Source organism: Ewingella sp. S1.OA.A_B6 (genome assembly GCF_049889095.1).
Lineage (GTDB): Bacteria > Pseudomonadota > Gammaproteobacteria > Enterobacterales > Enterobacteriaceae > Ewingella.
Genome location: NZ_JBLJFK010000001.1, coordinates 191362 through 215085, shown reverse-complemented (window position 1 = coordinate 215085; position 23724 = coordinate 191362). Strand labels below are relative to the sequence as shown.

Sequence of the window (23724 nt, the reverse complement as noted above, 5' to 3'; positions counted from 1 at the left end):
TTGAACGATCAGTCCACAACAAAAAGTTTTGCGCCTTTAACGGTGGAAGACTGGTGCGCTTCGGCATCATCGGCCACCTGATAACTCATACCCGGCGTCAGAGTGAAAATTCGCCCATTATCCAACCGGGTTTGCAATTCGCCTTCCAGACAGAAAAGCACGTGGCCTTTACTGCACCAGTGGTCAGCCAGATATCCCGCCGAATACTCAACAATACGCACACGAACCTCACCAAAATGCTGGGTACGCCACAAGGCCAGACCCGTTTCACCTGCATGTTCCGTCGGCACGATCTGGCTCCAGTCGGTGGTGCAGAAAGGGATATCTACAAGCTTCATGCGTTTATCTGCTTTTGTAAAAGGGAAAAGAAATCCAGCATAAAAGTGAGCATGGTATTTATCAATCACTGTTCCCTGATCACCTGACGATTTGTAGAAATAGTGGGTAAATAGGAGGTTGCAAGCCGGAAGATGAAAAGTTGAGTAAAGCCGATTTATCTGAGCATTGCGCTCCAGGTCAGACGTGGTGCGGGCTAAGCCAATATGCTTAAAAACAGTCAAACGGGTGTGTTGCGAAAGATGACTATGAGACAAATGTCTCATTTCTTCGACTAGGCTTATTGCATACGTTCAAAACAAGGAGCACTCCATGCCTTATCAAACAATCAATCCGTTCAACAACAAGCTTATCAAAGAATATCAAACACATAATGACCAGCAAGTTGAGCAGACACTGGATGCAGCACATGCCCTTTATAAGTCAGACTGGGGTCAGGGCGACATGCAGCAGCGCTTGAAAGTCTTGCATAAACTGTCGGATCTGATGTCATCCCGCGTGGAAGAACTGGCAGAAATCGTCAGTGTCGAAATGGGCAAGCTGATTGAGCAGAGCCGCGGCGAAGTGAAGCTGTGTGCTGATATAGCAAAATATTACGCCGACAACGCAGAAGCGTTCCTCAAACCTGTGCCGTACAAATCGAGCCTGGGTGAAGCTTGGGTGGAGCACAGTCCGATTGGTGTGATCATGGCCGTTGAGCCGTGGAACTTCCCTTTCTACCAGTTAATGCGCGTGCTGGCACCGAATCTCGCCGCCGGTAACAGCGTTATCGTCAAGCATGCCAGCATCGTTCCACACTGTGCGGAAACCTTTGAGAAGCTGGTGACCGAAGCAGGTGGGCCAAAAGGGGCTTATACCAACCTGTTTATCTCGCAGGATCAGGTCGCCAATATCATCGAAGATGACCGTGTGCAGGGCGTGGCACTGACCGGTTCTGAAAAAGCCGGTGCTATTGTGGCTGCAAAGGCTGCCAGTAAACTGAAGAAATCAACGCTGGAACTGGGCGGTAATGACATTTTCGCCGTACTGGAAGATGCTGATATCGACCACGCGGCCAAAGCAGGGGCGCAGGCCCGTGTCTCTAATGCCGGACAGGTTTGTACGGCCGCCAAGCGCTTTATTATTCATGAAAAAGTCGCCGATGAATTCCTGAAGAAATTCACTGAACACTTTAAAGCGCTAAAAATCGGCGACCCGTTAGATGCCGGCACTACGCTTGGCCCGCTCTCTTCCGCTGATGCGCTGAAAACGCTGGCCAAACAGGTTGATCAGGCGGTTAAAAATGGCGCCAAGCTGCACTTCGGTGGTAAAAAAGTAGAGAACAACCCGGGTAACTTCTTTGAAGCGACCATTTTGACCCACATCACCCGTGATAATCCGGCCTATTTCGAAGAGTTCTTCGGCCCGGTGGCGCAGGTTTACGTGGTTAAAAACGATGAAGAGTTGGTCAAACTGGCCAATGACTCAAACTATGGTCTGGGTGGTGCACTGTTCACCAAAGACATGGACCGCGCGCGTAAACTGGCGACTAAAATTGAAACTGGCATGTTGTATGTTAACTCTCCGACCGACACTGCGCCGGAGCTGCCATTTGGTGGTGTGAAACGTTCAGGTTTTGGCCGTGAGCTGTCAGATCTGGGTATCAAAGAGTTTGTGAATCAGAAACTCGTTGTACTGACCGCTAAGTCTTAATTTCTCTCTCCTCACCTCTTCCCTCTCAGTAACCTGAGAGGGAAATCAAATTCCCGCCCTCTTTCCAACGTGTCACACCCGAAGCCTTGACCCATGACAAAGCACATCGTGCCTCATTCTCTCTATAATCGTGGCCGTTTGTCTTCCCACGGGTAACTCAACATGGCTTATGAACTCAATCTGGACTGGCAAGAATTTTTAGAACAATACTGGCAAAAACGACCGGTGATATTAAGAAAGGCGTTCATTGATTTTATTGACCCCATTACACCTGACGAACTGGCCGGGTTAGCAATGGAGACTGAAGTAGACAGCCGTCTGGTCAGTCATACGAATGGCCAATGGCAGGCCAGCAACGGGCCTTTTGAACACTTTGATGGTCTGGGTGATACCGGTTGGTCACTGCTTGCGCAGGCGGTAAACCACTGGCATGCTCCCTCTGCGGAACTGGTGCGCCCTTTCCGCGTATTGCCCGATTGGCGTTTAGACGATCTCATGATCTCCTATTCAGTGCCGGGCGGCGGCGTTGGGCCTCATATCGATCAGTATGACGTATTTATCATTCAGGGTATGGGCAGCCGTCGCTGGCGTGTCGGCGATAAATTGCCGCTAAAACAGTTCTGTCCACATCCGGCCTTGTTACACGTTGAGCCATTTACGCCCATTATTGATGAAGACCTTGAACCAGGTGACATTTTATATATTCCGCCGGGTTTCCCGCACGATGGGTTTACCCATACCGAGGCCTTCAACTATTCGGTGGGTTTTCGCGGCCCTAACAGTCGGGACTTAATCAGCAGCTTTGCTGACTATGCGCTGGAAAAGGATCTTGGCAGCGAACACTATAGCGATCCTGACTTAACGCTGCGCGACCATGTGGGTAAAGTTGAAGAGTATGAGCTGGAACGTGTACGCGGCATGATGCATGAGCTGATTGACCAGCCAGAAGATTTCAAGCAGTGGTTTGGCCGTTTTGCGACCACGCCGCGACATGAGCTGGACATTGCGCCTGCAGAGCCACCTTATGAGGCACAGGAAATCGCCGATGCCCTTATGCAAGGTGACAATCTGACTCGCTTAAGCGGTCTGCGCGTACTGAACGTTGGCGAACGCTTCTTCGTTAACAGTGAACCACTGGAAACATTCCACCATGACGCAGCGGATGCGCTGTGCCGTTTCACCCTAATAGGACGTAAAGAGCTGGGCGATGCAGTGCAAGACTCCGCTTTCATGGCTGTACTCACCGACCTTGTGAACCAAGGTTACTGGTATTTCGACCAATAAAATCGCCGTTTAACGACGCCAATAATAACAAAAGGCAGCCTCCATTAAAGATGGGCTGCCTTTTTTGTCCACGAAAGGAACGGTTATTGTGGACGATAAAGCTGAACGGGGGCTTTCGGTTTGCGCGGCGGCTCAAAGAGATCGATATCTTCACCATGAATATATTTAGCCCGCAGAATAGCGGAAATCTTATCCATTGCCATCACGATCACCACTAAAATCAGGGTGATAAACATCACCACATCCCAGTTCCATAATCTCATATTCTCGGCATACACCAAACCAATCCCTCCGGCACCGACAAAGCCCAACACCGCAGCAGAACGGGTATTGGACTCAATCTGATACAGCGAAAGTGCGAGGAAGGTTGGGAAAGATTGCGTGAAGATGCCGAAGCGATGTGTTTGTAGCGACGAAGCGCCCAGTGCCCGCAGACCACGGCTTGGCGAACGTTCTACGGCTTCATGACCTTCCGCGTAAAGCTTACCCAGCAACCCCAGATCCTGCATAATAATTGCCAGCACACCGGCCAGAGGCCCCATACCAACGGCGCGCACGAAAATCAGCCCCCAGATCGCCATATCCAACCCACGCAGTACGTCCAGCAGGCGGCGAACCACCAGCGATATTGGACGAAGCAGCGGCGTAGACATTACATTGCGCGCGGCCAGAAAAGAGAGCGGCAGCGCAAGAAATGTAGCGGTGATCGTTCCGGCAAACACTATTGCCAGCGTAATGGCGATCTGCTCAAAGTAGTACATCAACGGCCACTGAGAGAAATTATGCCAGACAAACATGCGCATAAAATAGCGGACTATTTGACCTGCGCCGCGTACAACGGCTTCCCATGGAATGCCGTAAAAAGTGAAAAAACAGATATAATACAGTGTGATAAGCACAGTAAAAAGACCGAGGTAGCGCAGATAACGGCGCTGGGCGGAAAACAGCTGTGGGTTATCGCGCTTGATACCGGCAATTGCCGACGGTGCCAGTGCTTCAGTCAGCATCAGAAGGTGCCCTCTACTGCGCGTTTACGCAATTTTCCTGATAAGAAGTCCATGACGGAAACCACCAGGATAATCAGCAGCAACGTCATGCTGACCTGGTCGTAACGGTCGAGTTTGATCGATGTCATCAGCTCCTGGCCGATACCGCCCGCCCCCACCAGCCCGAGAATGGTGGACTGGCGAAAGTTAACTTCAAGACGCATAAAACTGTACGAGAGGAAAATAGGTTTGACCTGCGGCCATATGGCGAAGCGCATACGTTGCAGACGCCCAGCTCCGCAGGATTTCAGGCCGCGCACCGGTTTGTCCGATGCGGTTTCAATCGATTCGTAAAACAACTTTGTCAGGCTGCCGACGGTATGCAATGTCAGGGCAATAAAGCCCGGTATCGCGCCGATACCAAACGCCATGACACACATTACCGCCCACGCCAGTTCCGGCATGGTGCGCAAAAAAGCCACAAAAGTACGGATGCTAAATTTCAACCATTTTGGCGAGTCAGTATTACTGGCGGCCATAAACGCCAGCAGGGTCGCCAGCGCTGTCGATAAGATAGTAGAAGAGAGCGCCAGTTGAATGGTTTCCCAGATCAACGGCAGCTGAATATTGAGACGGTAGCCCCAATAGGCCAACGAACCTTGAGTATGCGCATCGGCAAACAGCAAGGACCAGTGTAATACCGGCACCGTTTCACCGATATAATCAAAGAAATGCGGTGCAGAAAGAAATACCGTTTTCAAATTAAGCTCAGAAATATTACCTGACCATAAATAAAGTACCAGCATCAGCCCTGACCAGATCAACGCTTCACGCTTTTGCTTACCGCGTATTTGCTGATAATAACGATTGAAGTCTTTATTCAAAATGGATATTCCGGTTTTTATCTGGAAATTTTCACATATACGATAGGCGTTATTGTCGCAGGAAATTTGGATGCGGCCAGCGCACAGGACCCGGAGCGTACATGAAGTACGTGAGGAGTCCGAGCACTGCCCGCATTCAAAGTGACAAGTAAAATAGCCTATTAGCGGCTGCCCTTAGTGAGCTCTCGCTTCATATCTATGATCTGTTGATACTCAGCCAGCGTGGTATCGCCAATATGCATTTTACCGCCAGCAGCTTTAATCCAGCAAGCGTGATCGTCTTTATCCAGTTTCTTAATAGCGGCGACCAACTTGGTTTTGAATTCTGGTGGTAAATCACTGCGAACTAAAATCGGACCATTTGGAATTAACGGCGATTCCCAAATAATACGAATTTTCTTCATCAGATCAGGTTGATCCATACGGATCATGCGGTTGAAAGCACCGGAGGTATATCCTGTTGCGCGATCACCAATCATGGAAGTCCAGGTCACTGCACCGTCAAACTGGCCATTCAGCACACCGAGAATGTCCTGCTCATGGCCGCCGGAGAAGGTCACGCTGGAGAAGAAATTGTTGTATTTATTGTCAGTATTGCCGCCAAACTCTTTCTTGAAGGCCTGGTTCGGGATCAAATAGCCTGATGTGGAGTCAGGATCAGCAAAACCAAATGCCTTGCCTTTCAGGTCAGACAACTTTTTGTACGGACTTTCGGTTTTCACCACCACCACAGAGTGGTAACCACGAGACTGGTCGGTGTCATCAATTGTGATGCCGACGATATCCACGGCTTTCGGATTATTAATATAAACCGAGGCGAATGCGGACGGTGACATGCTTAATACCATGTCCAACTTCCCACCGATTAAGCCCTGAATAACGCCGGAGTAATCAGAGGAGTTACGCAGTTTGGTATCGACATTTAATTCTTTATCGAAGAAATCTTTTACGCACTGATTATCGCCGATTTGTTGAGTAGCATTCTGCCCACCCAAAATACCCAAATTAAGTTCCTTGGGTGCATCTTCTGCCATTGTGTGCATCGCGGTCAATGAACCTGCCACCAATACCGCCAGACGTAATAAGTTCTTCATTTAATATATGACCTTGTGTAGAAGGAGATAAAGTTGAGATAAATAAAAATAAAAAATCGTAAAAAAACATGTTTCACTGTTTATTTATTGTGCTTCGCCATCCTCCCCATATAACTGATGAAGAATGTCATCATTTAATTGGTCAGGGTGACCGTCAAATATTATCTGCCCTTTGGCAATACCAATCACCCGCGTACAAAAGTCTTTAACCAGTTCAACTGAATGTAAATTCACCATCACGGCGATATTTTCTTCACTGACTTTTTTAAGCGCATTCATAATACGTAAGGTATTTTTCGGGTCCAGCGAGGCCACCGGTTCATCGGCCAGCAGTATTTTCGGGTTCTGCATCAATGCGCGGCAAATCGCTACACGCTGCATCTGGCCGCCGGAGAGATTCTCAGCACGCTGAAGCGCATGCGGCAGCATATGCAACCATTCGAGCAGCGAGATCGCACGAGCGCGGTCTTCGTCGTCAAACTGGTTAAAAAAGGATTTTAACGTCGAGGTTTGGCTCAGGCGGCCAAGCAACACATTGGTCAACACGTCAAGACGCGGAACCAGGCAGAAGTCCTGGAAAATCATGCCGCAACCCGCGCGCCAGCGGCGCAGAGCCTTACCGGTCAGACCGGCCAGTTGTTGCTGCTCGCCGTTTTCATAGCGGCAAACCACGCTGCCCTCTGACAAGGGAATAGTGCCGTTGAGCACGTGCAGCAACGTCGATTTTCCTGCGCCAGAGCGGCCAATCACGGCAACAAACTCGCCGGCATGCAGGTCAAAGCTGATGTCGTCAAGTACGCGCTGACCGGATTTATAGGATTTCACCAACCCTTTTACGTCGAGCACTTTGTTCTGCTGCTGTGGCCGGGCCTGAGGATATTCAGCCTGTGCCAGCTTAAGTTGAGCTTGCGCCATGATGCTGTCTCTCGGTTGCTTACAGATTATGGTAGTCATTAAGCGCGAGTTTTATGACACATTGATGATGCTTTAATGGCCTTCCGGTGACGTTAAACTTCCCCTGACAGCATTTAAGTCTATGATTATTTCTGGTGCCAATTGCGCTCAAGCGAAAAACGGAAGGAGAAGAAATGAGCATTCATCAGGACAATCAGGGGCTGATTTCGCGTCTGAAAGAGATTGCCGGTAGCCGTCACGTCTTAACAGGCGACAGTAATACGGAACGTTACCGTAAAGGCTTTCGCTCGGGCGGCGGTAAAGCGCTGGCTGTCGTGTTCCCGCAGACCCTGTTGCAACAATGGCAACTGCTGAAAGCCTGCGTCGACGCCGACAAAATTGTCATCATGCAAGCCGCTAATACTGGCCTTACCGAGGGTTCCACACCCAGCGGTGACGACTATGACCGTGACATTGTGATTTTCAGCACCCTGAAGCTCGACCATATTGAACTGCTCGACGGCGGCAATCAGGTGATTGGTTTCCCTGGCAGCACCCTATATAAACTGGAGAAAATCCTCAAACCCTATGGCCGCGAACCCCATTCGGTGATCGGTTCTTCGTGTATCGGTGCCTCGGTGGTCGGCGGAATTTGTAATAACTCCGGCGGTTCGTTGGTGAAACGCGGCCCGGCTTATACCGAGATGGCGCTGTATGCGCAAATCGACGCTCAGGGTGAGCTACAGCTGATTAACCATCTGGGGATCGCCCTGGGTGATACACCGGAACAGATACTGACGCGGTTGGAACAGGGTAATTTCACAGCAGAAGAGATCAGCCACGACCAGCGTAGGGCCTCTGACCATGACTACGCAGAACGGGTACGTGATGTCGAAGCGGATACGCCATCGCGTTTTAATGCCGACCAGCGCCGCCTGTTCGAAGCCTCCGGTTGTGCGGGCAAACTGGCCGTATTCGCCGTGCGCCTCGATACCTTCCCGGCCGAGAGCCAGCAGCAAGTATTTTATATCGGTACCAACAGTACCGCCGTGTTGACCGAATTGCGCCGGCAGATCCTGCGTGATTTCAAAAACCTGCCCGTCGCTGGCGAATACATGCACCGCGACATTTTCGACATCGCCGAAGTCTATGGCAAAGACACGTTCATGATGATCGATAAACTCGGCACCGACAAAATGCCGGACATGTTCAGCGCCAAAGGTAAGTTTGATGCCCACGTCAGCAAAGTGCCGTTCCTGCCCAAAAACTTTAGCGACCGGGTGATGCAGTGTATCAGCAAGGCCCTGCCCAACCATCTGCCACCGCGGATGAAACAATACCGCGACCGCTATGAACATCATCTGCTATTGAAAATGTCCGGTGCAGGAATCGACGAGGCACAGACCTTCCTTAGCCAATTCTTCAGTGAGAATGAGGGCGACTTCTTCGTATGCACCGATGATGAAGGCAAGAAAGCCTTCCTCCACCGCTTCGCCGCCGCCGGTGCCGCCGTGCGTTATCACGCAGTACACGAAAAAGAGGTGGAAGATATTCTGGCACTGGATATCGCACTGCGCCGCAACGACACTGACTGGTTCGAAACCCTGCCGCCGGAAATCGATAATCAACTGGTAGCAAAACTCTATTACGGCCACTTTATGTGCCACGTTTTCCATCAGGATTACATCGTCAGAAAAGGGGCTGACAGTAAAAAACTCAAACACCAGATGCTGGAAATCCTCGACGCCAAAGGGGCCGAGTATCCTGCCGAGCATAACGTCGGGCATCTGTACTTGGCGAAACCGCATCTGAAAGCCTTCTATCAGCAAGCCGACCCAACCAACAGTTTTAACCCGGGGATTGGGAAAACCAGTAAATTAAAAAACTGGCAAGGTTAATTTGGATTTTTGACCGGGAATTCAGCAATAGATCAGTAAAAACGGCTACGGTACTTTTATAAACCGGGGCCGTTTCTGCGCTCACTGACATCCGGCGTCACCTGATGAAAAAGCAATTGCCAGCCAGTACGTTCAGTCAGTGTCCAGCATGATGAGCGCAACGCTGCGTGTGAAGTTCCGGCTTCACTGCGCACCATCGTTCTATATGTCAAGATCACACATCCGGCGTTAACGGTTTGCAGATGAAAATCGGAGGCCATTATTTGCGACGCCGCTGTTTCAGTGGTCAGCGCGGCAATGGTTTCTTGCCGATCAACGAGAATACCTGACCGGGTGATCTCCATGAAATCCTGGTGCAGTACTTTTTCCAGCCACTGCCTGTTAGCGCGTTTAGCGTCATGAAGACTGCATTCAAGGTCTTTGATTTCATTTAAATGCATAGGTATTTCTCTCGATTCAGTTTCCACATGTCACAGATATAACCTAAACCCATGGAGGTCTTTCTTGAACAGACGAGCTATTGTGATCAAGGAGTATCGTTCTTCCTACCCAACCCCTATTTCATTAACGAAAGACGACATCGCGATTATCAGCCATTGCGATCTTGAATGGCGTGGCTGGGTATGGATCCAGCTCGCTTCAGGAGATGCGGGCTGGGCACCTCAACAAATATTCTCTCCTGTGTCTCCAAACCACGTCATCTGTATGGAAAATTACACGGCGCATGAGCTATCTGTTATTACCAACGAAATCCTCATGGTGGAAAGATCACTTAATGGATGGTACTGGGCGATCAAGGGCTGTGGAGAAGCTGGTTGGGTGCCACAAGAATATATAGAGCTGATCTAATAATTCCAACAGGTGACTTTGCTCATATTAGTCATCAGTATCAGACACCTGATAAAAAATAAAGTGCATCGGCAAGTTTCTGTCTGGCATCACTTTCTCTTCGTACTGCCCGTGGGTTAGTGAGGAAATAGCCGAACGCCAAAAGTTAAGTGCAGAGATATTTTCAAGTAAAACACGTGTCTGCCAGAGCCCTGGTAGCCCGGTCACCGCGAGGCGAAATGCTTCCTTTCCGACTCCCCGTCCTTTGAATTTGCGTAATACGAAAAATTGATCAATATCGAAACGATCGAGATTATCCGGATAGCGACGTAACAGGCAGAAACCCGCTAACTCTTCATCACTATAAATTAGCCAAGGCCAGTGATATTCATCTGACCAATAAGGGTCCAACAAAGTCAGACTGTATCCATAGCGGCCATCATTCCCGCAAGGCCACCGGCCCGACTCGGACAGGTCGTAAACGTAGTAAGTAAACAAGTTCTCGATGATGTGACGATGTTCTTTGGCAGATTTAAGTTGCACGGATCCCATGACTCTTCCTCGACAAGCCCTTTTATTACCCAACGTTTTTACATTGGGACTTAATACACTATAAAGCCTTGATAAAATTTACGCCGCCCTCTCTTTACACCGACAAAAAAGGCCGCTTTCGCGGCCTTCGTTATATCAAAACACTTTTAGCACAGTTACTTAGCGTCTGGCAGTGCGTAAGCGATGATGTAGTCGCCCAGTTTGGTGCCGAACGAACCGTGACCACCGGCTGCAATGACCACGTACTGTTTGCCATTCACCGAGTAAGTCATTGGCGTTGCCTGGCCGCCAGCGGGCAGACGGGCTTCCCACAATTTGTCGCCGTTGCTCATGTTGAACGCGCGCAGGTAGTTGTCTGCGGTTGCCGCGATGAAGAACACGTTACCGGCGGTGGAGATCGGTGCACCCAGCATTGGCATACCCATTTTAAACGGTAACGGAAGCGGTGAGCTATCGCGCACGGTGCCGATACGTTTTTTCCACACGATGTCGTTGGTTTTCAGATCAACGCCGGAGATATAACCCCATGAAGGCTGTTTACATGGCAAGCCCAACGGGGACAGGAACGCGTTCAGCGTTACGGCGTATGGCACGCCGTACTGATGCTGGATACCAGACTCAGTACCGGAACCCCCCTTATCGTTAGCGTCAGGCTCAATCGGGTTGCCCGGTCCGCGTGGGATCAGTTTAGATACAAACGGCAGCGCAATCGGGTTAGCGATAGCTACCTGACGGTCGGTATCTACAGAGATACCGCCCCACTCGAACATGCCGAGGTTACCCGGGAATACCAAGGTGCCCTGCTCGGATGGTGGTGTGAACGTGCCTTCATAACGCAGTTGGTGGAACATCACACGACAAATCAGCTGGTCGTAGATTGTGGCCCCCCACATGTCTTTGCCAGTCAGTTTGGCTTCCGGACGGAAAGTCAGTTTGGAGAATGGCTGAGTCGGAGACACGTGGTCACCCTTTGCTGCGCCTTGTGGAACCGGCTTCTCAGGGGCATCAACAATCAGTTTACCGTCACGGCGGTCCAGCACGAAGATGTTACCGGTTTTAGTCGGTACATAAATCGCAGGCACTTTATTGCCGGTCTTGTCGGTGATATCAGCCAGCGTTGGCTGCGCCGGAACGTCCATATCCCACAGATCGTGGTGAACGGTCTGATAGAACCAGGCAAGTTTACCGGTAGTCGCATTGAGCGCCAGCACGCCGCTCGCATAACGTTCCATATCCGGTGTGCGGTTGCCGCCCCAGATGTCCGGTGTCGCTACACCGATTGGCAGGTAAACCAGATCCAATTTGTCATCATAAGACGCAGGCGCCCATGAGTTCGGTGAGTTTGGCGTGAAGTGCTCGCCATCGGCTGGCAGTTTGTTCGGCTCAGCCGCACCCGGATCGAAGGCCCACAGCAATTTACCGCTCTCAACGTCGAAACCACGGATCACACCGGAAGGCTCGCGAGTCGAGAAGTTATCGGTAACCGCTCCGGCAACAATGATCACCGATTTAGTGATGATGGGCGGTGACGTCGGCTCATAGTGACCCGGCGTTGCATTAGGCATGTTGTTTTGCAGATTCAGCTCACCGTTGTTACCGAATGCCGGGCAACGTGCGCCGGTTTCAGCATCCAGCGCGAACAGACGGCCGTCGTTGACAGGCAGAATGATGCGGCGTGAACACACTGCCGGAGCTGCGCCATTCGCTTGCGTCCCTTGCGCAGCAGATGTTGTCTCATGATAAGACACACCGCGGCAGGTGACGTGCTGGAAGGTCGGATTCGAATTGAGCTGTGGATCAAATTTCCACTTCTCTTTGCCGGTCGCAGCGTCCAGAGCAAACAGCTGCTGGTGTGGCGTACACAGGTACAACATGTCGCCGATTTTAATTGGCGTCACTTCGTCAGTGATTTCACCCGGATCGCTGGCTCTTTTCAGATCACCGGTACGGAAAGTCCATGCCACGTGGAGTTTGCTGACGTTTTGATCGTTGATCTGGCTCAGCGGCGAGTAGCGGGTACCGGCCTGAGTGCGGCCATAGGCAGGCCAGTCGCCGTCAGGGATACCGGAATCAGAGGTTGCAGGCGCTGAATCTGCTGCTTTAATCGTACCGTTGATCACCTGCGGGTCGTTGAAGATAGAGTAGCCCAGCACGATCACAGTGAAGAGCAGCGACAACGACAACGCACCGCGTGCGAAACCGTTTTTAGTCGCCATCTGGCGGTAAACGAACGGTAATACGATCCACAGACCGAGGAAGAAGGTGACGTCGAGACGCGGCGTTAGCGCCCAAAAATCAGTACCCACTTCCCATACTGCCCAGACCGTGGTGCATAACAGGAACACGGCGTACAGCAATAATGCCGAAGCGCAGCGGCGATACAGCAGCCACGCAGTCACCAGCAAAACCACACCGGCAATAATGTAATAAAGAGAACCACCTTGACTCGCCAGCCAGACACCGCCGGCCAAAAGATAAATCCCGCTTAACGCGGCGAACAAAGCGGTAATTATGACGACGATGCGTGATAACGAGGCTTTCGTTTCCATAGTTGATGACCTTACTGATTTTTATAATTGTCAATTTAGGATGAGCTAAATCTTCAAGAGCATCCGGCTCTCACCGGGTGTCATTCCTTGCGAACGCTGCCAGGCTTTAACAAATGCAAATGTTTTGGCAACACCGCGTGGTTCATAGAAATAAAACGTTACTGGAAGCTATAAGAAAGCGTAGCTCCTCCTCCATAGTTCCTGCCAGGTGCGGGCTCGAAATAGCGATCGTTGCCTTCATTAACGATCACAGAACCGACGTAATGTCGGTCGAACAGGTTGTCGACGCGGGTGAACAGGTCGAGCGTCACTTTGTCCCAGTTGAAGCGGTAACCCGCGTTCACGCTGGCGACAGTATAAGACGGGGCTTGCTGGCTGTTTTCATCGTTGACTTCAATGTCGCCCATATAACGGACATCGGCTCCCGCGTGCCAGCCATCAACCGGCGCCCACTCTAATGAAGCGTAGCCCATGTTACGAGCAATACCCGGAAGGCGGTTGCCCGCTGGCGTGCAGTCGCCTGAACCGCAGGTCTCGTTACGATAAGTCGCGTCGAGTAACGTCCAGGCCATTTTTACTCGCCAGTTTTCTTCAATCTGTTGATCTAAAGACAATTCCAGCCCACGACGACGGGTTTTTCCCGCGTTGGTATAGCTCGAGCGGCCACCGATGCTCTGTGCGACGATCAGCTCATCGTCGGTATCGGTCTGGAATACCGCCGCAGTGATTAAACCGTTGCCGACACGCCACTTGCTGCCAAGCTCGACGGTGTTGCTGGTCGAGGGCTGCAGACCAAGATTCAGGCCGGATTTACCGTCGGTACGGTAAGAAAGCTCGTTAATGGTTGGCGTTTCAAAACCGCGCCCCGCAGAGATGTAAGTGTTCAGCGCGGGTGTCACCGCATAGTTTAGGGACGCCATCGGCAGCAGTTTGTGATAACGGCGCGAACCGCTGTCATCCGGATTACTGCCGGTAATATAGTGATCCTGCGAGTCGAAGTTGACGGTGCTGTAACGCGCCCCCACGTCCAGCGTCCAGCGAGGCGTCAGGTTCCAGGTCGTTTGCAGATACGGGTCGAGATTCCACATGACGTTCTGTTCGTTACGGCGCTCATCGCCTTTGACGCCCAGATCGCCCTGATCATTGAAGTTCTCATAGCCGAAACGGCGCTCAGTCATGGTTTCATAATCCAGACCGCCGGTGACCGCGAACGGCACCGAACCGAGCTGATCTTGATGTTTCCAACGGGTATCGACACCGGAGTATTTACGCTCCAGCACGATCACCCCACCTGCACTCAGCGTATTCTTTTGCGCAGTGGCCGGTATGGTCTGGTATTGCGTGGTATGGCGCTCGCCATGATAGGTCATCAGACTGAACTCGTCGTTCTCGCTCATCTGACGCTGATAGCGCAGCCCGACCTGCGTCTGGTCGAGGCTCTTACGTGCGTTGTACTGATCGGCGCGTGTAGCCTGCGTCGGGTCGTCATGCCATTCGGCTTCTGTCAGGCCACCCGGATCGTTGGCATCAATGGACACGCTGTTGAACATCAGCGTCAGGGTGCTGGCGTCATCAATACGTACGTCCAGTTTACCGTTGCCGAGATTTTTCTGCGTACCGCTATGGTCGCGGTAACCGTCAGTGGTGAAACGGGAACCGGAAATGAGATAGTTCACATCACCCGCATGGGTACCGTCGCCGGTCGCGCCGCTGGCTTTTACGCTATTGCGGAAAGAACCATAACTGCCGAAATAGGTACCGGCTTCAAGCGTGGTCGGCTGCGAACCGCTTTGCGTATCGACATTGACCACGCCGCCGGAGGCGTTGCCGTATAACGCCGAGAACGGCCCGCGCAGCACTTCAATACGCTCGACAGAATTCAGGTCGATATTCGACGTCTGCCCTTGCCCATCGGGCATGGTGGCCGGAATACCATCGACATAAATGCGCACGCCACGCACGCCGTACATCGAACGGCTGCCGAATCCGCGCACCGAGAGTTGTAAATCCTGCGCATAGTTCTGGCGGTTTTGCACCTGCAAGCCCGGCACGCTGCCCAAACTTTCTGACAGGTTGACCTGTGCTTTGCTGTTGCGGAAATCCTCACCGTCGATCACGCTGACCGCCGCCGGGGTATCCAGTTCGGACAGGCCGCTGACGCCTTGTTTTTTGATGATCATTAATGAAGACGAATCAGAGGAGTCCACCGAGTTACCTTTCGGCATATCGGTTGCTGACAGCGCGTAACTGACTGAGACAGGACTAAAAAATGACAAGAAGGTGATGATAAAAGCAGAGGTTTTGGCGTTCACTTTAGGCGTTCTTTTGTTTTTAGCTAAAAACGCGAATTGACGGGCCGAACTAAAATACGACGCGCATCTCATTTTTAGACATATAGAGTAGACACAAACCCATCAATCTGATGGAGAATCCAGAAGGCGCTCACTATAGTTTTTTTCCTCTCGTTAGTATATACGCAACTTTACAAACATAAGTTTTTAACAAAATACCGCACGCAGAGTCCATTGAAGGGCTGCAATCTGCAATCAATGTCGTTTTCGTATAGTTTCAACGCTATTTAGTCGTTGTCGTCACTGCGGCATTTATTTCCCAGGCTGGCGTCCGGTGTATGCAGTTAAACTCTCCGGCTCCAGGCGATCATATGGGAAAGCGCATATACCACCCCCCCCAAAAAAGCGGCGGGAGTGAGGCTGTCCAACAGATGTCCAGGTTGTGCTTCGGAGTACATCATGAACCCCATCACCGTAAGACTCATCATGGCACTAGGCGCGTGGAAGCATCGGGCGAAACGTTCTTTTTTCGCTTTGTAGGCGGTAAACTCTTTGGCGGTGCGTTCCAGGGCGTTGCTCAGCCTTTCACAGTCATCATAATTGTTGCGGGACTCCTCCGCTAACTGGCTGTTTTCATCTTCCAGTTCAGCGATCTGTTTTCTCAATTTCGCCGTTTCATTCTTCGCAGACAGCCCTTCATACTCTTCGAGTTTAAGACTCGCACGAAGCCGCGTGATTTTACGGTTAGCCTCTGAGGTAAGTTCTTTCTGCTGCCCGAGCAGTGCGTAGTTGCCATCCGCCCTGCGGTTTGATGCGTGACGTTTATCTTCTTCCTCACGCACCCGGTAGTTAGAATCGGTTTCCACCTGGTTTAAACGCTGTTGCAGGGCGTCACGTGTTGCGGCCAGTGCGACCATCTGGCTGCCGATGTAGGTAATCAAATCATTCGCCGCGTCCAGCTCAACAGAATTTGAATTCCCCGCTGTCCGCTGGCGTGTGCGAATCAATGCCAGCTCTTCGACATACTGCTTTTTCTGTATTTCTGACTGTCGTTGCAGCGCTGCAATCCGCGAATTCAGGCGGATAACCTCCGTTTTCATCCGTTCAACGTCTTCTGCATTGCTGGTGCTGACTTTACTGCGTGTAACGGCGAGTTCGTTAGTCAGGCTGCGGATCTGCCTTTCCAATGTGGCCAGCTTTTCGAGCGTTACGGCGGAGTCCTTATAGATCGTTTTTGTCTTAGCTTTTGCGCTGCTCTCAGCGTCAGGACGAATGAAGCTGACACCTTTGAGCGCATTTTCCACTTCACGGGCGATGGAGAGTTTATCCATCGTCTTCATCCTATTGCAGGCGCTGGCCAAAAAACTGGCTGCTTCGTGACCGTTAGTGGTTCCAAATGCTTGTTTGATAAGGCTCTGTATAACGCTCATTTTTTAGTCGCGCTCACTCACAATAAATATTTAGGACACGCCTGATGCAGGCCTGATGTGCATCAAAATCAAATGACGCTTTGTATCAAATAGATTTTCTTTTTTCGGATTAATCTTAAGCGCGAGTATAAGCGGATTCGTTGCGCTTGCGCATGACAGACCGCACTTTTTTGTTTAGTCAGAATCGCAGATTTTAGACAGTAGGGTGCAGAAAGAAAGCCGGAGTCAGGTTACCCTATTCCGGCTCTCTTTGTAGATGTGATGAAGGAGACTGTGCCCTTAGTGGAACTGAAGGTAGGCCACATGCGTTTGCAGATACTCCTGCAGACCATGTTTGCCATCAGCACCGCCCACGCCTGATTTTCGCCAGCCTGCGTGGAAGCCCTGCATGGCCTCAAAGTTTTCGCGGTTGATATAGGTTTCACCGAACTTCAGCTGTTTCAGCGCTTTCATGGCGGTATTGATGTTCCGGGTATAGATAGAAGACGTCAGGCCGTATTCGCTGTCGTTGGCCATTGCGATGGCTTCATCCAGTGTTTTGAATGTCGCAACCGGCAATACCGGACCAAATACTTCTTCGTGCATGATCGGCATATCCTGCGTCACATCCACCAGCAACGTCGGCGGATAGAAGAAGCCGGTGCCACTTGCACGCTTACCGCCCAGCAGCACTTTCGCCCCCTGCGATATGGCTTTCTCCACCTTGTCTTCCACCCGCTGTAAGGCAGCAGCGCTGATCAGCGGCCCCATATCCAGCTCTTTTTTCTCAGCGGTATTGCCGAAGGTTATCTGTTTCATCGCTGCACTGATGCGCGAGATAAACGCGTCATATACCCCTTCCTGCACGTAAACGCGTTCGGCGCAGTTACACACCTGACCGGTATTGATAATGCGCGAACTGACGATGGCTTTAACCGCCAGATCTAAATCGGCATCGTCCATCACAATTGCCGGGGCTTTACCCCCGAGCTCCAATGAAACCTTGGTGACGTTCTGCGCGGCAGCGGTCATGGTGGCAATCCCGGCAGCGACGCTACCGGTCAGGCTGACCATGCCGACTTTGGGGTTGCCTGCCAGTTCCTGCCCGACGGTTGGACCGTAGCCGGTGACGATGTTCAGTACGCCTTTTGGCAGACCGATTTTATGAATGATTTCAGCGAAGATCACTGCGTTGTTCGGCGTAATTTCGCTGGGTTTGATGACAATGGTGTTGCCGGTGATTAACGCCGGTGCGGCTTTACGCGCAATAAGGAAGAACGGGAAGTTCCACGGTAAAATGCCGGTGGTGACGCCAATGGCTTTGCGGAACACGAAAATATTTTCGTTAGGGCGGTCACTCTGAATAATTTCACCTTCATAACGGCGCGCCCATTCAGCCATATAGTCGAGGTAATCCGCAGTGAACAACACCTCGGTCTGTGCCAGTCCGTAGGTTTTTCCGCCTTCGGCAATGATGGTGTCAGTCAGTTCAGCTTCGCGCTCGCGAATACCAGCGGCAATTTTATGCAGCCACACGCCGCGTTCAACCGCGGGTAATGCTTCCCAGCCCGGCTGCGCTGCTTCGGCTGCATCAATGGCTTTTTTGGCATCTTCCACCGAGCCTGCCGGGATCTGAGAAATTAGCTGTTCTGTTGCCGGATTCATAACGTCAATCCACTTCCCACCGGTGTTTTCAACAAACTCACCGTTGATGTACATACGTTTCTGAACTGTGCCCATGTAAGAAGTCTCCAAAATGCGGATGGTTGTGATGAATGAATTGTTAATTAAAAAGGTGTTTTTTGTGAATTCTTAGCAGCCTGTTCTATCCACCGGACTTTTACCTTTCCGTGGTTGCCATTTAATTTTGAGAAATGGCAAAAATGTCATGCCCGGACCGCCCGACTTAACATTTTTGTAAGTTGCGATATAGAGAGGGGGAATAAGCCAAATCGCCTGAGCGAAAATATGGCTACTGGCTACTAAGTAAGATTGTTACTTCCGACATCTCATTAACATTATTGCAATATCTCAGTTACCACTGATACGGTCATCTGGCTGAAACGGTGACCGGCAAACCGCTTTTGAACAAAACCCTTACTTCCCTACTCAATCCTGCATGATAGTTGGCTTTATGCCCTATTTCAGGGCGTATTTCTCTGATCAAAATCCTGCGTTTTGTTGCCCGTTTGGCCTATCGAAAAAAAAGATTGTTATCAATTTGTGAGGTTGTTCTCTTGGATCTTTGTCCCTTTGCCATTGTTGACTTAGAACTGGCACTCGCGGAAAGGCTAGCTTGTCAGCAACTCCCTAGAGTCATGAGCATGCGCCTGGCGCGTCGGCAATTTTTGGTCGTTAAACTTTTTGCAGATTTTGCGAATAGCATATGGAGTACAGAGAATGAAATTAAAATACGTACTGAGCCTTACCCTGATGGCGAGCAGCATTCTGCTGGCGGGCGCGGCATCGGCAGAAGTGAAAATTGCATTGGTGGCGAAATCGCTGGGCAATGGGTTCTTTGAAGCAGCCAACGTGGGTGCGCAGCAGGCCGCCAAAGAGCTGGGCGATGTAAAAGTGATTTACACCGGCCCGACCACCACCACGGCCGAAGCACAGATCGAAGTGCTGAACGGTCTTATTGCACAGGGCGTGGATGCGATCGCCGTCTCCGCCAATGACCCGGACGCGCTGGTCCCGGTGCTGAAAAAAGCCATGCAGCGCGGCATTAAAGTGGTGTCATGGGATTCCGGCGTGGCGCAGGCGGGCCGCCAGATCCATCTCAATCCGTCTAACAATGCGCTGATTGGCGAAACCAATATCAAGCTGGCTGCCGATGCCCTGAAAGCCCTGAACGTCGAAAAAGGCGACGTGGCCATTCTGAGCGCCACACCGACCTCGACCAACCAAAATCTGTGGATCGCTGAGATGAAAAAGGTGCTGCCAAAGTACCCTTCTGTGAATCTGGTGACGGTGGCTTATGGTGATGATTTATCAGATAAAAGCTACCGTGAAACTGTCGGACTGCTGAAATCTTATCCAAATCTGAAAGTGATTATTTCCCCGTCGTCGGTCGGTATCGTGGCGGCGGCGCAGGCGGTGAAAGATCAGGGTAAAATCGGCAAAGTTTACGTGACCGGTCTGGGTCTGCCGTCTGAAATGGCGGGCGCGGTAAAATCCGGCGCGACCAAAAGTTTTGCCATCTGGAACCCGATTGATCTCGGCTATGCCGCTACCTATCTGGCCTACGATTTGGTCAAAGGCACGGCAACCAAAACCGAAGCCAGTATGGGCCGGTTAGGCAAAGTGAAGCTCGATGCTGATGGCAGCGGCGCGATGGCTGAACCCTTTATTTACGATGCCAGTAACATCGATAAATTCTCTAAAATATTCTGATCCTGAATGCGGCTAAACGGGCTTCCGCTCGGCCGTCTCTGGTCATTACGGAGAGAAGCGTTATGTCAGATACCACTCCGCTTTTGTCCTTAAAGGGCATCAGCAAAGTCTTTCCGGGCATCAGGGCGTTGAATAACGTGCATGTGGATTTGTATCCGGGAAAAGTCACTGCCCTGATTGGCGAAAACGGCGCGGGTAAATCAACGCTGGTGAAAGTCATGACCGGTATTTATCAGCCGGAAGAAGGCGAACTGCACTATAAATCCATCCCGATCAAACTGCCCAATCCTGAATCGGCGCATAAGGTCGGCATCACCGCGATTCATCAGGAAACCGTGCTGTTTGACGAACTTTCTGTTACCGAGAATATTTTTGTCGGCCACTACGTGTACAGCGGCATGTTTAAACGCCTGAACTGGCCGGCGATGCATCAACAGGCGCGCGACATTCTGACCCGTCTGGAAGTCAATATTGATCCCCATGCCACGCTCAAAGAGCTGAGTATTGCGCAGCGTCATATGGTGGCGATTGCCCGCGCGCTGTCGTTCAATGCGCAGGTCGTTATCCTCGACGAGCCTACCGCTGCGCTGTCTCAGCATGAAATCAGTGAGTTTTATCAGATCGTCGAACGCCTGAAAGTTGAGGGCAAAGCCATCCTGTTTATTTCACATAAGTTTGACGAGATTTTCGCCATTTCCGATTACTACACCGTGCTGCGTGACGGCAGTTATGTCAGCTCCGGCAAAATCAGCGACATCAGCGAGCAGCAAATGGTCACTATGATGGTCGGTCGTGAAGTCAGTCAGGCATATCCGAAAGTGAGCGGTGAACCGGGCGAAATCCTGTTGCAGGTACAGAACCTCAGCCACCCAACCGAATTCGCGGGCATTAATTTCTCGCTGCGCAAAGGCGAGATCCTCGGCTTCTACGGGCTGGTTGGCGCAGGCCGTACCGAACTGATGCAGGCACTGTTTGGCGTCACGCAGCCCAGCGGCGGCAAAGTATTGATTAACGGCAAAGAACAACATTTCTCGCGACCTTCGCAGGCGATACGTGCCGGGATTGTGTACGTGCCGGAAGAGCGGCAGAAACAAGGTGCCATTATTGATTTGTCGATCAGCCAGAATATCAGCCTGCCGCAGCTCAGCCAGCTCAATCCGCGCGGCGTACTGAACGACAAAAAAGAGTGGGCGCTGGCCGATGACTACGCCAAACGGTTGCAGGTGAAAGCCTCAAGCTGGAAACAGACAGTCGGGACGCTCTCGGGCGGCAATCAACAGAAAGTGGTGATCGCCAAATGGCTGGCGACCAAACCGGACATTATCATTCTCGACGAGCCAACCAAAGGTATCGATATTGGCTCAAAAGCGGCAGTGCATCAGTTTATGTCCGAACTGGTCGGGCGCGGGCTGGCGGTGATTATGGTGTCGTCCGAGTTGCCGGAAGTGATGGGCATGGCTGACCGGATCATCGTGATGCATGAAGGCCTGATGGTGGCGGAGTTCAACGCAGGTGACGCCAGCGCAGAAATGATTGTCAGCGCCGCCAGCGGTGTATGCGGGGAGGCAGCATGATCAAGAACCTGCTGAAGCGCCGCGAGCTGTTGCTGGCGGTAGTGATTATTCTGATGGTGCTGGGCGTCAGCGCGCGCGCGCCAGAGTTTGTCGGTATCGGTAATCTGCTGGAGATGTTTAACGACACCTCGATTCTGATCATCCTGGCGCTGGGTCAGATGATGGTGTTGCTGACCAAAGGGATTGATTTGTCGATGGCTGCCAATCTGGCACTGACCGGCATGATCGTTGCACTGATCAATTTCCATCACCCTGATATCCCGGTGTGGTCGCTGGTATTGCTGGCGACACTGCTCGGGCTGATGATGGGCGCGATTAACGGACTGCTGGTGTGGAAAGTCGGCATCCCACCGATTGTCGTCACGCTTGGCACCATGAGCATTTATCGCGGCATTATTTTTCTGCTCTCCAATGGCGGCTGGATCAATGCTCATCAGATGAGCCCGGACTTTCTCAGCCTGCCGCGTGCAACCTTTATCGGCCTGCCGCTGCTCGGCTGGTGCGCTATTGCCGCCCTGACTCTGGTGGCTTATTTCCTGCGCTACAGTCGCACCGGACGTGCCTTCTATACCGCAGGCGGCAACGCAACGGCGGCGTACTACACCGGTATCAACGCCGGCAAAATGCAGTTCGTCAGCTTCGGTCTCTCCGGCGCGCTGGCTGGTTTCTGCGGTTATCTGTGGATTTCGCGCTTCGCCGTGGCCTACGTAGACGTCGCCAACGGCTTTGAATTGCAGATTATCGCAGCATGCGTCATCGGCGGGATCAGCACTATGGGCGGCATCGGTTCAGTCGTCGGCTGTCTGCTCGGTGCGCTGTTCCTGGGTGTCATCAATAATGCACTGCCGGTGATCGAAGTGTCGCCGTTCTGGCAGATGGCCATTTCCGGCGGCGTGATCGTGATTGCGGTGATCCTCAACGAACGTGCCAATAAACGCAAAGGACGGCTGATTTTACGCCGCTCTCTTTCCGTCCATCTTGTGCGACCTGAAAACGGGGCAAGACCATGAATAAGACCTTAACGTCAACGTCGCGTACTGCAATGCAGAAAAGCGAGCCAATGACAGTCACGCCCTTGTTGCGCCGCCTGATGTGCTGGGAAGGATTTTTGCTGGTCGTGACGCTGCTGGTATTTGTGATAAGCGCCTTCGCCTCGCCGTACTTCCTGAATATCTGGAATCTGTCGGACGCGACGTTCAACTTCACCGAGAAAGCCATCATCGTATTGCCAATGGCCATGCTGATTATCGCCCGTGAAATCGATTTGTCAGTTGCGTCTACAATGGCGCTGAGTTCGACGTTCATGGGCTTCTGCGCACAGGCTGGCTTGCCGACGCCGGCGCTGGTCGGCGTTGGGCTGAGCGTCGGGTTGCTGTGCGGGCTGGTAAACGGGCTGCTGGTTACGCGTCTGAATCTTTCTTCCATCGTCATTACTATCGGCACCATGAGCCTGTTTCGTGGCATGACCTATGTGCTACTGGGCGATAAATCGCTGAACCAATATCCGTCCAGTTTCGCCTGGTTCGGACAAGGATATGTGTGGGGCCCGCTGTCGTTTGAATTCGCGCTGTTCCTGGTACTCGGCGCGGTATTTTATTTCTTGCTGCACAAAACCAACTTTGGTCGCCGCACTTACGCCATCGGCAATAATCCGGTCGCCGCGTGGTATTCGGGCATCAACGTCAAACGTCACAACTTGACGCTATTCGTGCTGGTCGGCGTGATGTCCGGTCTGGCGGGCGTGCTGCTGACCTCGCGTCTGGGCAGTACGCGTCCGACGCTGGCACTCGGCTGGGAGCTAAGCGTGATCACCATGGCCGTGCTGGGCGGCGTCAGCGTGCTCGGCGGTTCTGGCAGCATGACCGGCGTTATTATCGCGGCGTTTCTGATGGGCCTGCTGACCTTCGGCCTCAGTCTGCTCAACGTGCCGGGCATCGTGATGTCGGTAATTGTTGGCGCTATGCTGATCGTGGTGATTTCACTGCCAATACTGTACCGGAGGGTTTTGGCTCGAGGAAAATAGATCAGCGAAAATGAGATCCCCGCCCGCAGGCGGGGGA

Annotated in this window: 19 protein-coding genes; 8 read left to right on the top strand and 11 right to left on the bottom strand. The window is 51.8% G+C overall.

The genetic code is table 11. From position 1 onward, the window contains the following. Positions 1-8 precede the first annotated feature (8 nt). Positions 9-338 carry a DHCW motif cupin fold protein gene (locus tag ACMV8I_RS01050; RefSeq protein WP_498863382.1) on the bottom strand — a complete coding sequence of 110 codons (330 nt, stop codon included), beginning with the start codon at positions 336-338 and terminating at the stop codon, positions 9-11. 310 nt (positions 339-648) lie between these two features. On the opposite strand from ACMV8I_RS01050, the gene ACMV8I_RS01045 reads away from it, so the two are divergent. Both ACMV8I_RS01045 and ACMV8I_RS01040 read left to right on the top strand, forming a co-directional pair. Beyond that, a complete protein-coding gene (locus ACMV8I_RS01045) occupies positions 649-2028 on the top strand; it encodes an NAD-dependent succinate-semialdehyde dehydrogenase (RefSeq protein ID WP_498863381.1) in 1380 nt (459 codons plus the stop codon). Positions 2029-2190: 162 nt separating this feature from the next. Then, the gene (locus ACMV8I_RS01040) at positions 2191-3312 is read left to right on the top strand and encodes a ribosomal protein uL16 3-hydroxylase (RefSeq protein ID WP_498863380.1); all 1122 of its coding nucleotides are present in this window, start codon (positions 2191-2193) and stop codon (positions 3310-3312) included. Positions 3313-3395: 83 nt separating this feature from the next. Here the strand turns inward: ACMV8I_RS01040 and phnE (ACMV8I_RS01035) are convergent, their stop codons facing one another. The 4 genes from phnE (ACMV8I_RS01035) to phnC form a co-directional block, all read right to left on the bottom strand. Beyond that, the gene (phnE, locus tag ACMV8I_RS01035) at positions 3396-4319 is read right to left on the bottom strand and encodes a phosphonate ABC transporter, permease protein PhnE (protein WP_498863379.1); all 924 of its coding nucleotides are present in this window, start codon (positions 4317-4319) and stop codon (positions 3396-3398) included. Further along, positions 4319-5182 carry a phosphonate ABC transporter, permease protein PhnE gene (gene phnE, locus ACMV8I_RS01030; protein ID WP_498863378.1) on the bottom strand — a complete coding sequence of 288 codons (864 nt, stop codon included), beginning with the start codon at positions 5180-5182 and terminating at the stop codon, positions 4319-4321. The genes phnE (ACMV8I_RS01035) and phnE (ACMV8I_RS01030) overlap by 1 nt, the downstream gene beginning before the upstream one ends. A gap of 161 nt (positions 5183-5343) precedes the next feature. Further along, positions 5344-6276, bottom strand: coding sequence for a phosphonate ABC transporter substrate-binding protein (gene phnD / locus ACMV8I_RS01025; RefSeq protein ID WP_498863377.1), 933 nt, complete (start codon positions 6274-6276; stop codon positions 5344-5346). A gap of 84 nt (positions 6277-6360) precedes the next feature. Continuing rightward, entirely contained in the window at positions 6361-7191 is an 831-nt protein-coding gene (phnC, locus tag ACMV8I_RS01020) for a phosphonate ABC transporter ATP-binding protein (protein WP_498863376.1), read from the bottom strand. A 173-nt stretch (positions 7192-7364) separates the two neighbouring features. Between phnC and dld the strand changes: the two genes are divergently transcribed. After that, positions 7365-9068, top strand: a complete 1704-nt coding sequence (dld, locus tag ACMV8I_RS01015) for a D-lactate dehydrogenase (RefSeq protein WP_498863375.1) — start codon at positions 7365-7367, stop codon at positions 9066-9068. 56 nt (positions 9069-9124) lie between these two features. Here the strand turns inward: dld and ACMV8I_RS01010 are convergent, their stop codons facing one another. Continuing rightward, entirely contained in the window at positions 9125-9508 is a 384-nt protein-coding gene (locus ACMV8I_RS01010) for a nuclear transport factor 2 family protein (protein ID WP_498863374.1), read from the bottom strand. Between the two features lie 64 nt (positions 9509-9572). Here ACMV8I_RS01010 and ACMV8I_RS01005 point away from each other — a divergent pair, with 64 nt between their 5' ends. After that, positions 9573-9917 carry an SH3 domain-containing protein gene (locus ACMV8I_RS01005; RefSeq protein ID WP_498863373.1) on the top strand — a complete coding sequence of 115 codons (345 nt, stop codon included), beginning with the start codon at positions 9573-9575 and terminating at the stop codon, positions 9915-9917. A gap of 27 nt (positions 9918-9944) precedes the next feature. On the opposite strand, the gene ACMV8I_RS01000 is transcribed toward ACMV8I_RS01005, so the two are convergent. The 5 genes from ACMV8I_RS01000 to aldA form a co-directional block, all read right to left on the bottom strand. Further along, positions 9945-10448 (bottom strand): GNAT family N-acetyltransferase, encoded by a 504-nt coding sequence (locus ACMV8I_RS01000; RefSeq protein WP_498863372.1) that lies wholly within the window; start codon positions 10446-10448, stop codon positions 9945-9947. 155 nt (positions 10449-10603) lie between these two features. Further along, a complete protein-coding gene (locus ACMV8I_RS00995) occupies positions 10604-12997 on the bottom strand; it encodes a glucose/quinate/shikimate family membrane-bound PQQ-dependent dehydrogenase (RefSeq protein ID WP_498863371.1) in 2394 nt (797 codons plus the stop codon). 158 nt (positions 12998-13155) lie between these two features. Continuing rightward, entirely contained in the window at positions 13156-15381 is a 2226-nt protein-coding gene (gene pqqU / locus ACMV8I_RS00990) for a TonB-dependent receptor PqqU (RefSeq protein ID WP_498863370.1), read from the bottom strand. A gap of 251 nt (positions 15382-15632) precedes the next feature. Further along, positions 15633-16619, bottom strand: coding sequence for a hypothetical protein (locus ACMV8I_RS00985; RefSeq protein WP_498863369.1), 987 nt, complete (start codon positions 16617-16619; stop codon positions 15633-15635). 378 nt (positions 16620-16997) lie between these two features. Continuing rightward, positions 16998-18437: an aldehyde dehydrogenase gene (gene aldA / locus ACMV8I_RS00980; protein WP_498863368.1), complete on the bottom strand. Its 1440-nt coding sequence runs from the start codon at positions 18435-18437 to the stop codon at positions 16998-17000. Positions 18438-19097: 660 nt separating this feature from the next. Here aldA and rhaS point away from each other — a divergent pair. From rhaS to ACMV8I_RS00960, 4 genes are all read left to right on the top strand, one after another. Beyond that, positions 19098-20090, top strand: coding sequence for a rhamnose ABC transporter substrate-binding protein (gene rhaS / locus ACMV8I_RS00975; RefSeq protein ID WP_498863367.1), 993 nt, complete (start codon positions 19098-19100; stop codon positions 20088-20090). A gap of 62 nt (positions 20091-20152) precedes the next feature. After that, entirely contained in the window at positions 20153-21664 is a 1512-nt protein-coding gene (locus ACMV8I_RS00970) for a sugar ABC transporter ATP-binding protein (protein ID WP_498863366.1), read from the top strand. Beyond that, a complete protein-coding gene (locus ACMV8I_RS00965) occupies positions 21661-22674 on the top strand; it encodes an ABC transporter permease (protein ID WP_498863365.1) in 1014 nt (337 codons plus the stop codon). The genes ACMV8I_RS00970 and ACMV8I_RS00965 overlap by 4 nt, the downstream gene beginning before the upstream one ends. A 32-nt stretch (positions 22675-22706) precedes the next feature. Then, on the top strand, positions 22707-23687 hold the full coding sequence (locus ACMV8I_RS00960) for an ABC transporter permease (protein WP_498864682.1): 981 nt from the start codon (positions 22707-22709) through the stop codon (positions 23685-23687). Positions 23688-23724: the final 37 nt, after the last annotated feature.

Bases quoted from the DNA above. Each gene is read 5' to 3' on its own strand.
- ACMV8I_RS00965 (WP_498863365.1), top strand. From the start codon at position 21,661: ATGATCAAGAACCTGCTGAAGCGCCGCGAGCTGTTGCTGGCGGTAGTG.
- aldA (WP_498863368.1), bottom strand. From the start codon at position 18,437: ATGGGCACAGTTCAGAAACGTATGTACATCAACGGTGAGTTTGTTGAA.
- pqqU (WP_498863370.1), bottom strand. From the start codon at position 15,381: ATGAGATGCGCGTCGTATTTTAGTTCGGCCCGTCAATTCGCGTTTTTA.
- ACMV8I_RS01045 (WP_498863381.1), top strand. From the start codon at position 649: ATGCCTTATCAAACAATCAATCCGTTCAACAACAAGCTTATCAAAGAA.
- rhaS (WP_498863367.1), top strand. From the start codon at position 19,098: ATGAAATTAAAATACGTACTGAGCCTTACCCTGATGGCGAGCAGCATT.
- dld (WP_498863375.1), top strand. From the start codon at position 7,365: ATGAGCATTCATCAGGACAATCAGGGGCTGATTTCGCGTCTGAAAGAG.
- ACMV8I_RS00985 (WP_498863369.1), bottom strand. From the start codon at position 16,619: ATGGATAAACTCTCCATCGCCCGTGAAGTGGAAAATGCGCTCAAAGGT.
- ACMV8I_RS01000 (WP_498863372.1), bottom strand. From the start codon at position 10,448: ATGGGATCCGTGCAACTTAAATCTGCCAAAGAACATCGTCACATCATC.
- ACMV8I_RS01050 (WP_498863382.1), bottom strand. From the start codon at position 338: ATGAAGCTTGTAGATATCCCTTTCTGCACCACCGACTGGAGCCAGATC.
- phnC (WP_498863376.1), bottom strand. From the start codon at position 7,191: ATGGCGCAAGCTCAACTTAAGCTGGCACAGGCTGAATATCCTCAGGCC.
- ACMV8I_RS00960 (WP_498864682.1), top strand. From the start codon at position 22,707: ATGCAGAAAAGCGAGCCAATGACAGTCACGCCCTTGTTGCGCCGCCTG.
- ACMV8I_RS01010 (WP_498863374.1), bottom strand. From the start codon at position 9,508: ATGCATTTAAATGAAATCAAAGACCTTGAATGCAGTCTTCATGACGCT.
- phnD (WP_498863377.1), bottom strand. From the start codon at position 6,276: ATGAAGAACTTATTACGTCTGGCGGTATTGGTGGCAGGTTCATTGACC.
- phnE (WP_498863379.1), bottom strand. From the start codon at position 4,319: ATGCTGACTGAAGCACTGGCACCGTCGGCAATTGCCGGTATCAAGCGC.
- ACMV8I_RS01040 (WP_498863380.1), top strand. From the start codon at position 2,191: ATGGCTTATGAACTCAATCTGGACTGGCAAGAATTTTTAGAACAATAC.
- ACMV8I_RS00970 (WP_498863366.1), top strand. From the start codon at position 20,153: ATGTCAGATACCACTCCGCTTTTGTCCTTAAAGGGCATCAGCAAAGTC.
- ACMV8I_RS00995 (WP_498863371.1), bottom strand. From the start codon at position 12,997: ATGGAAACGAAAGCCTCGTTATCACGCATCGTCGTCATAATTACCGCT.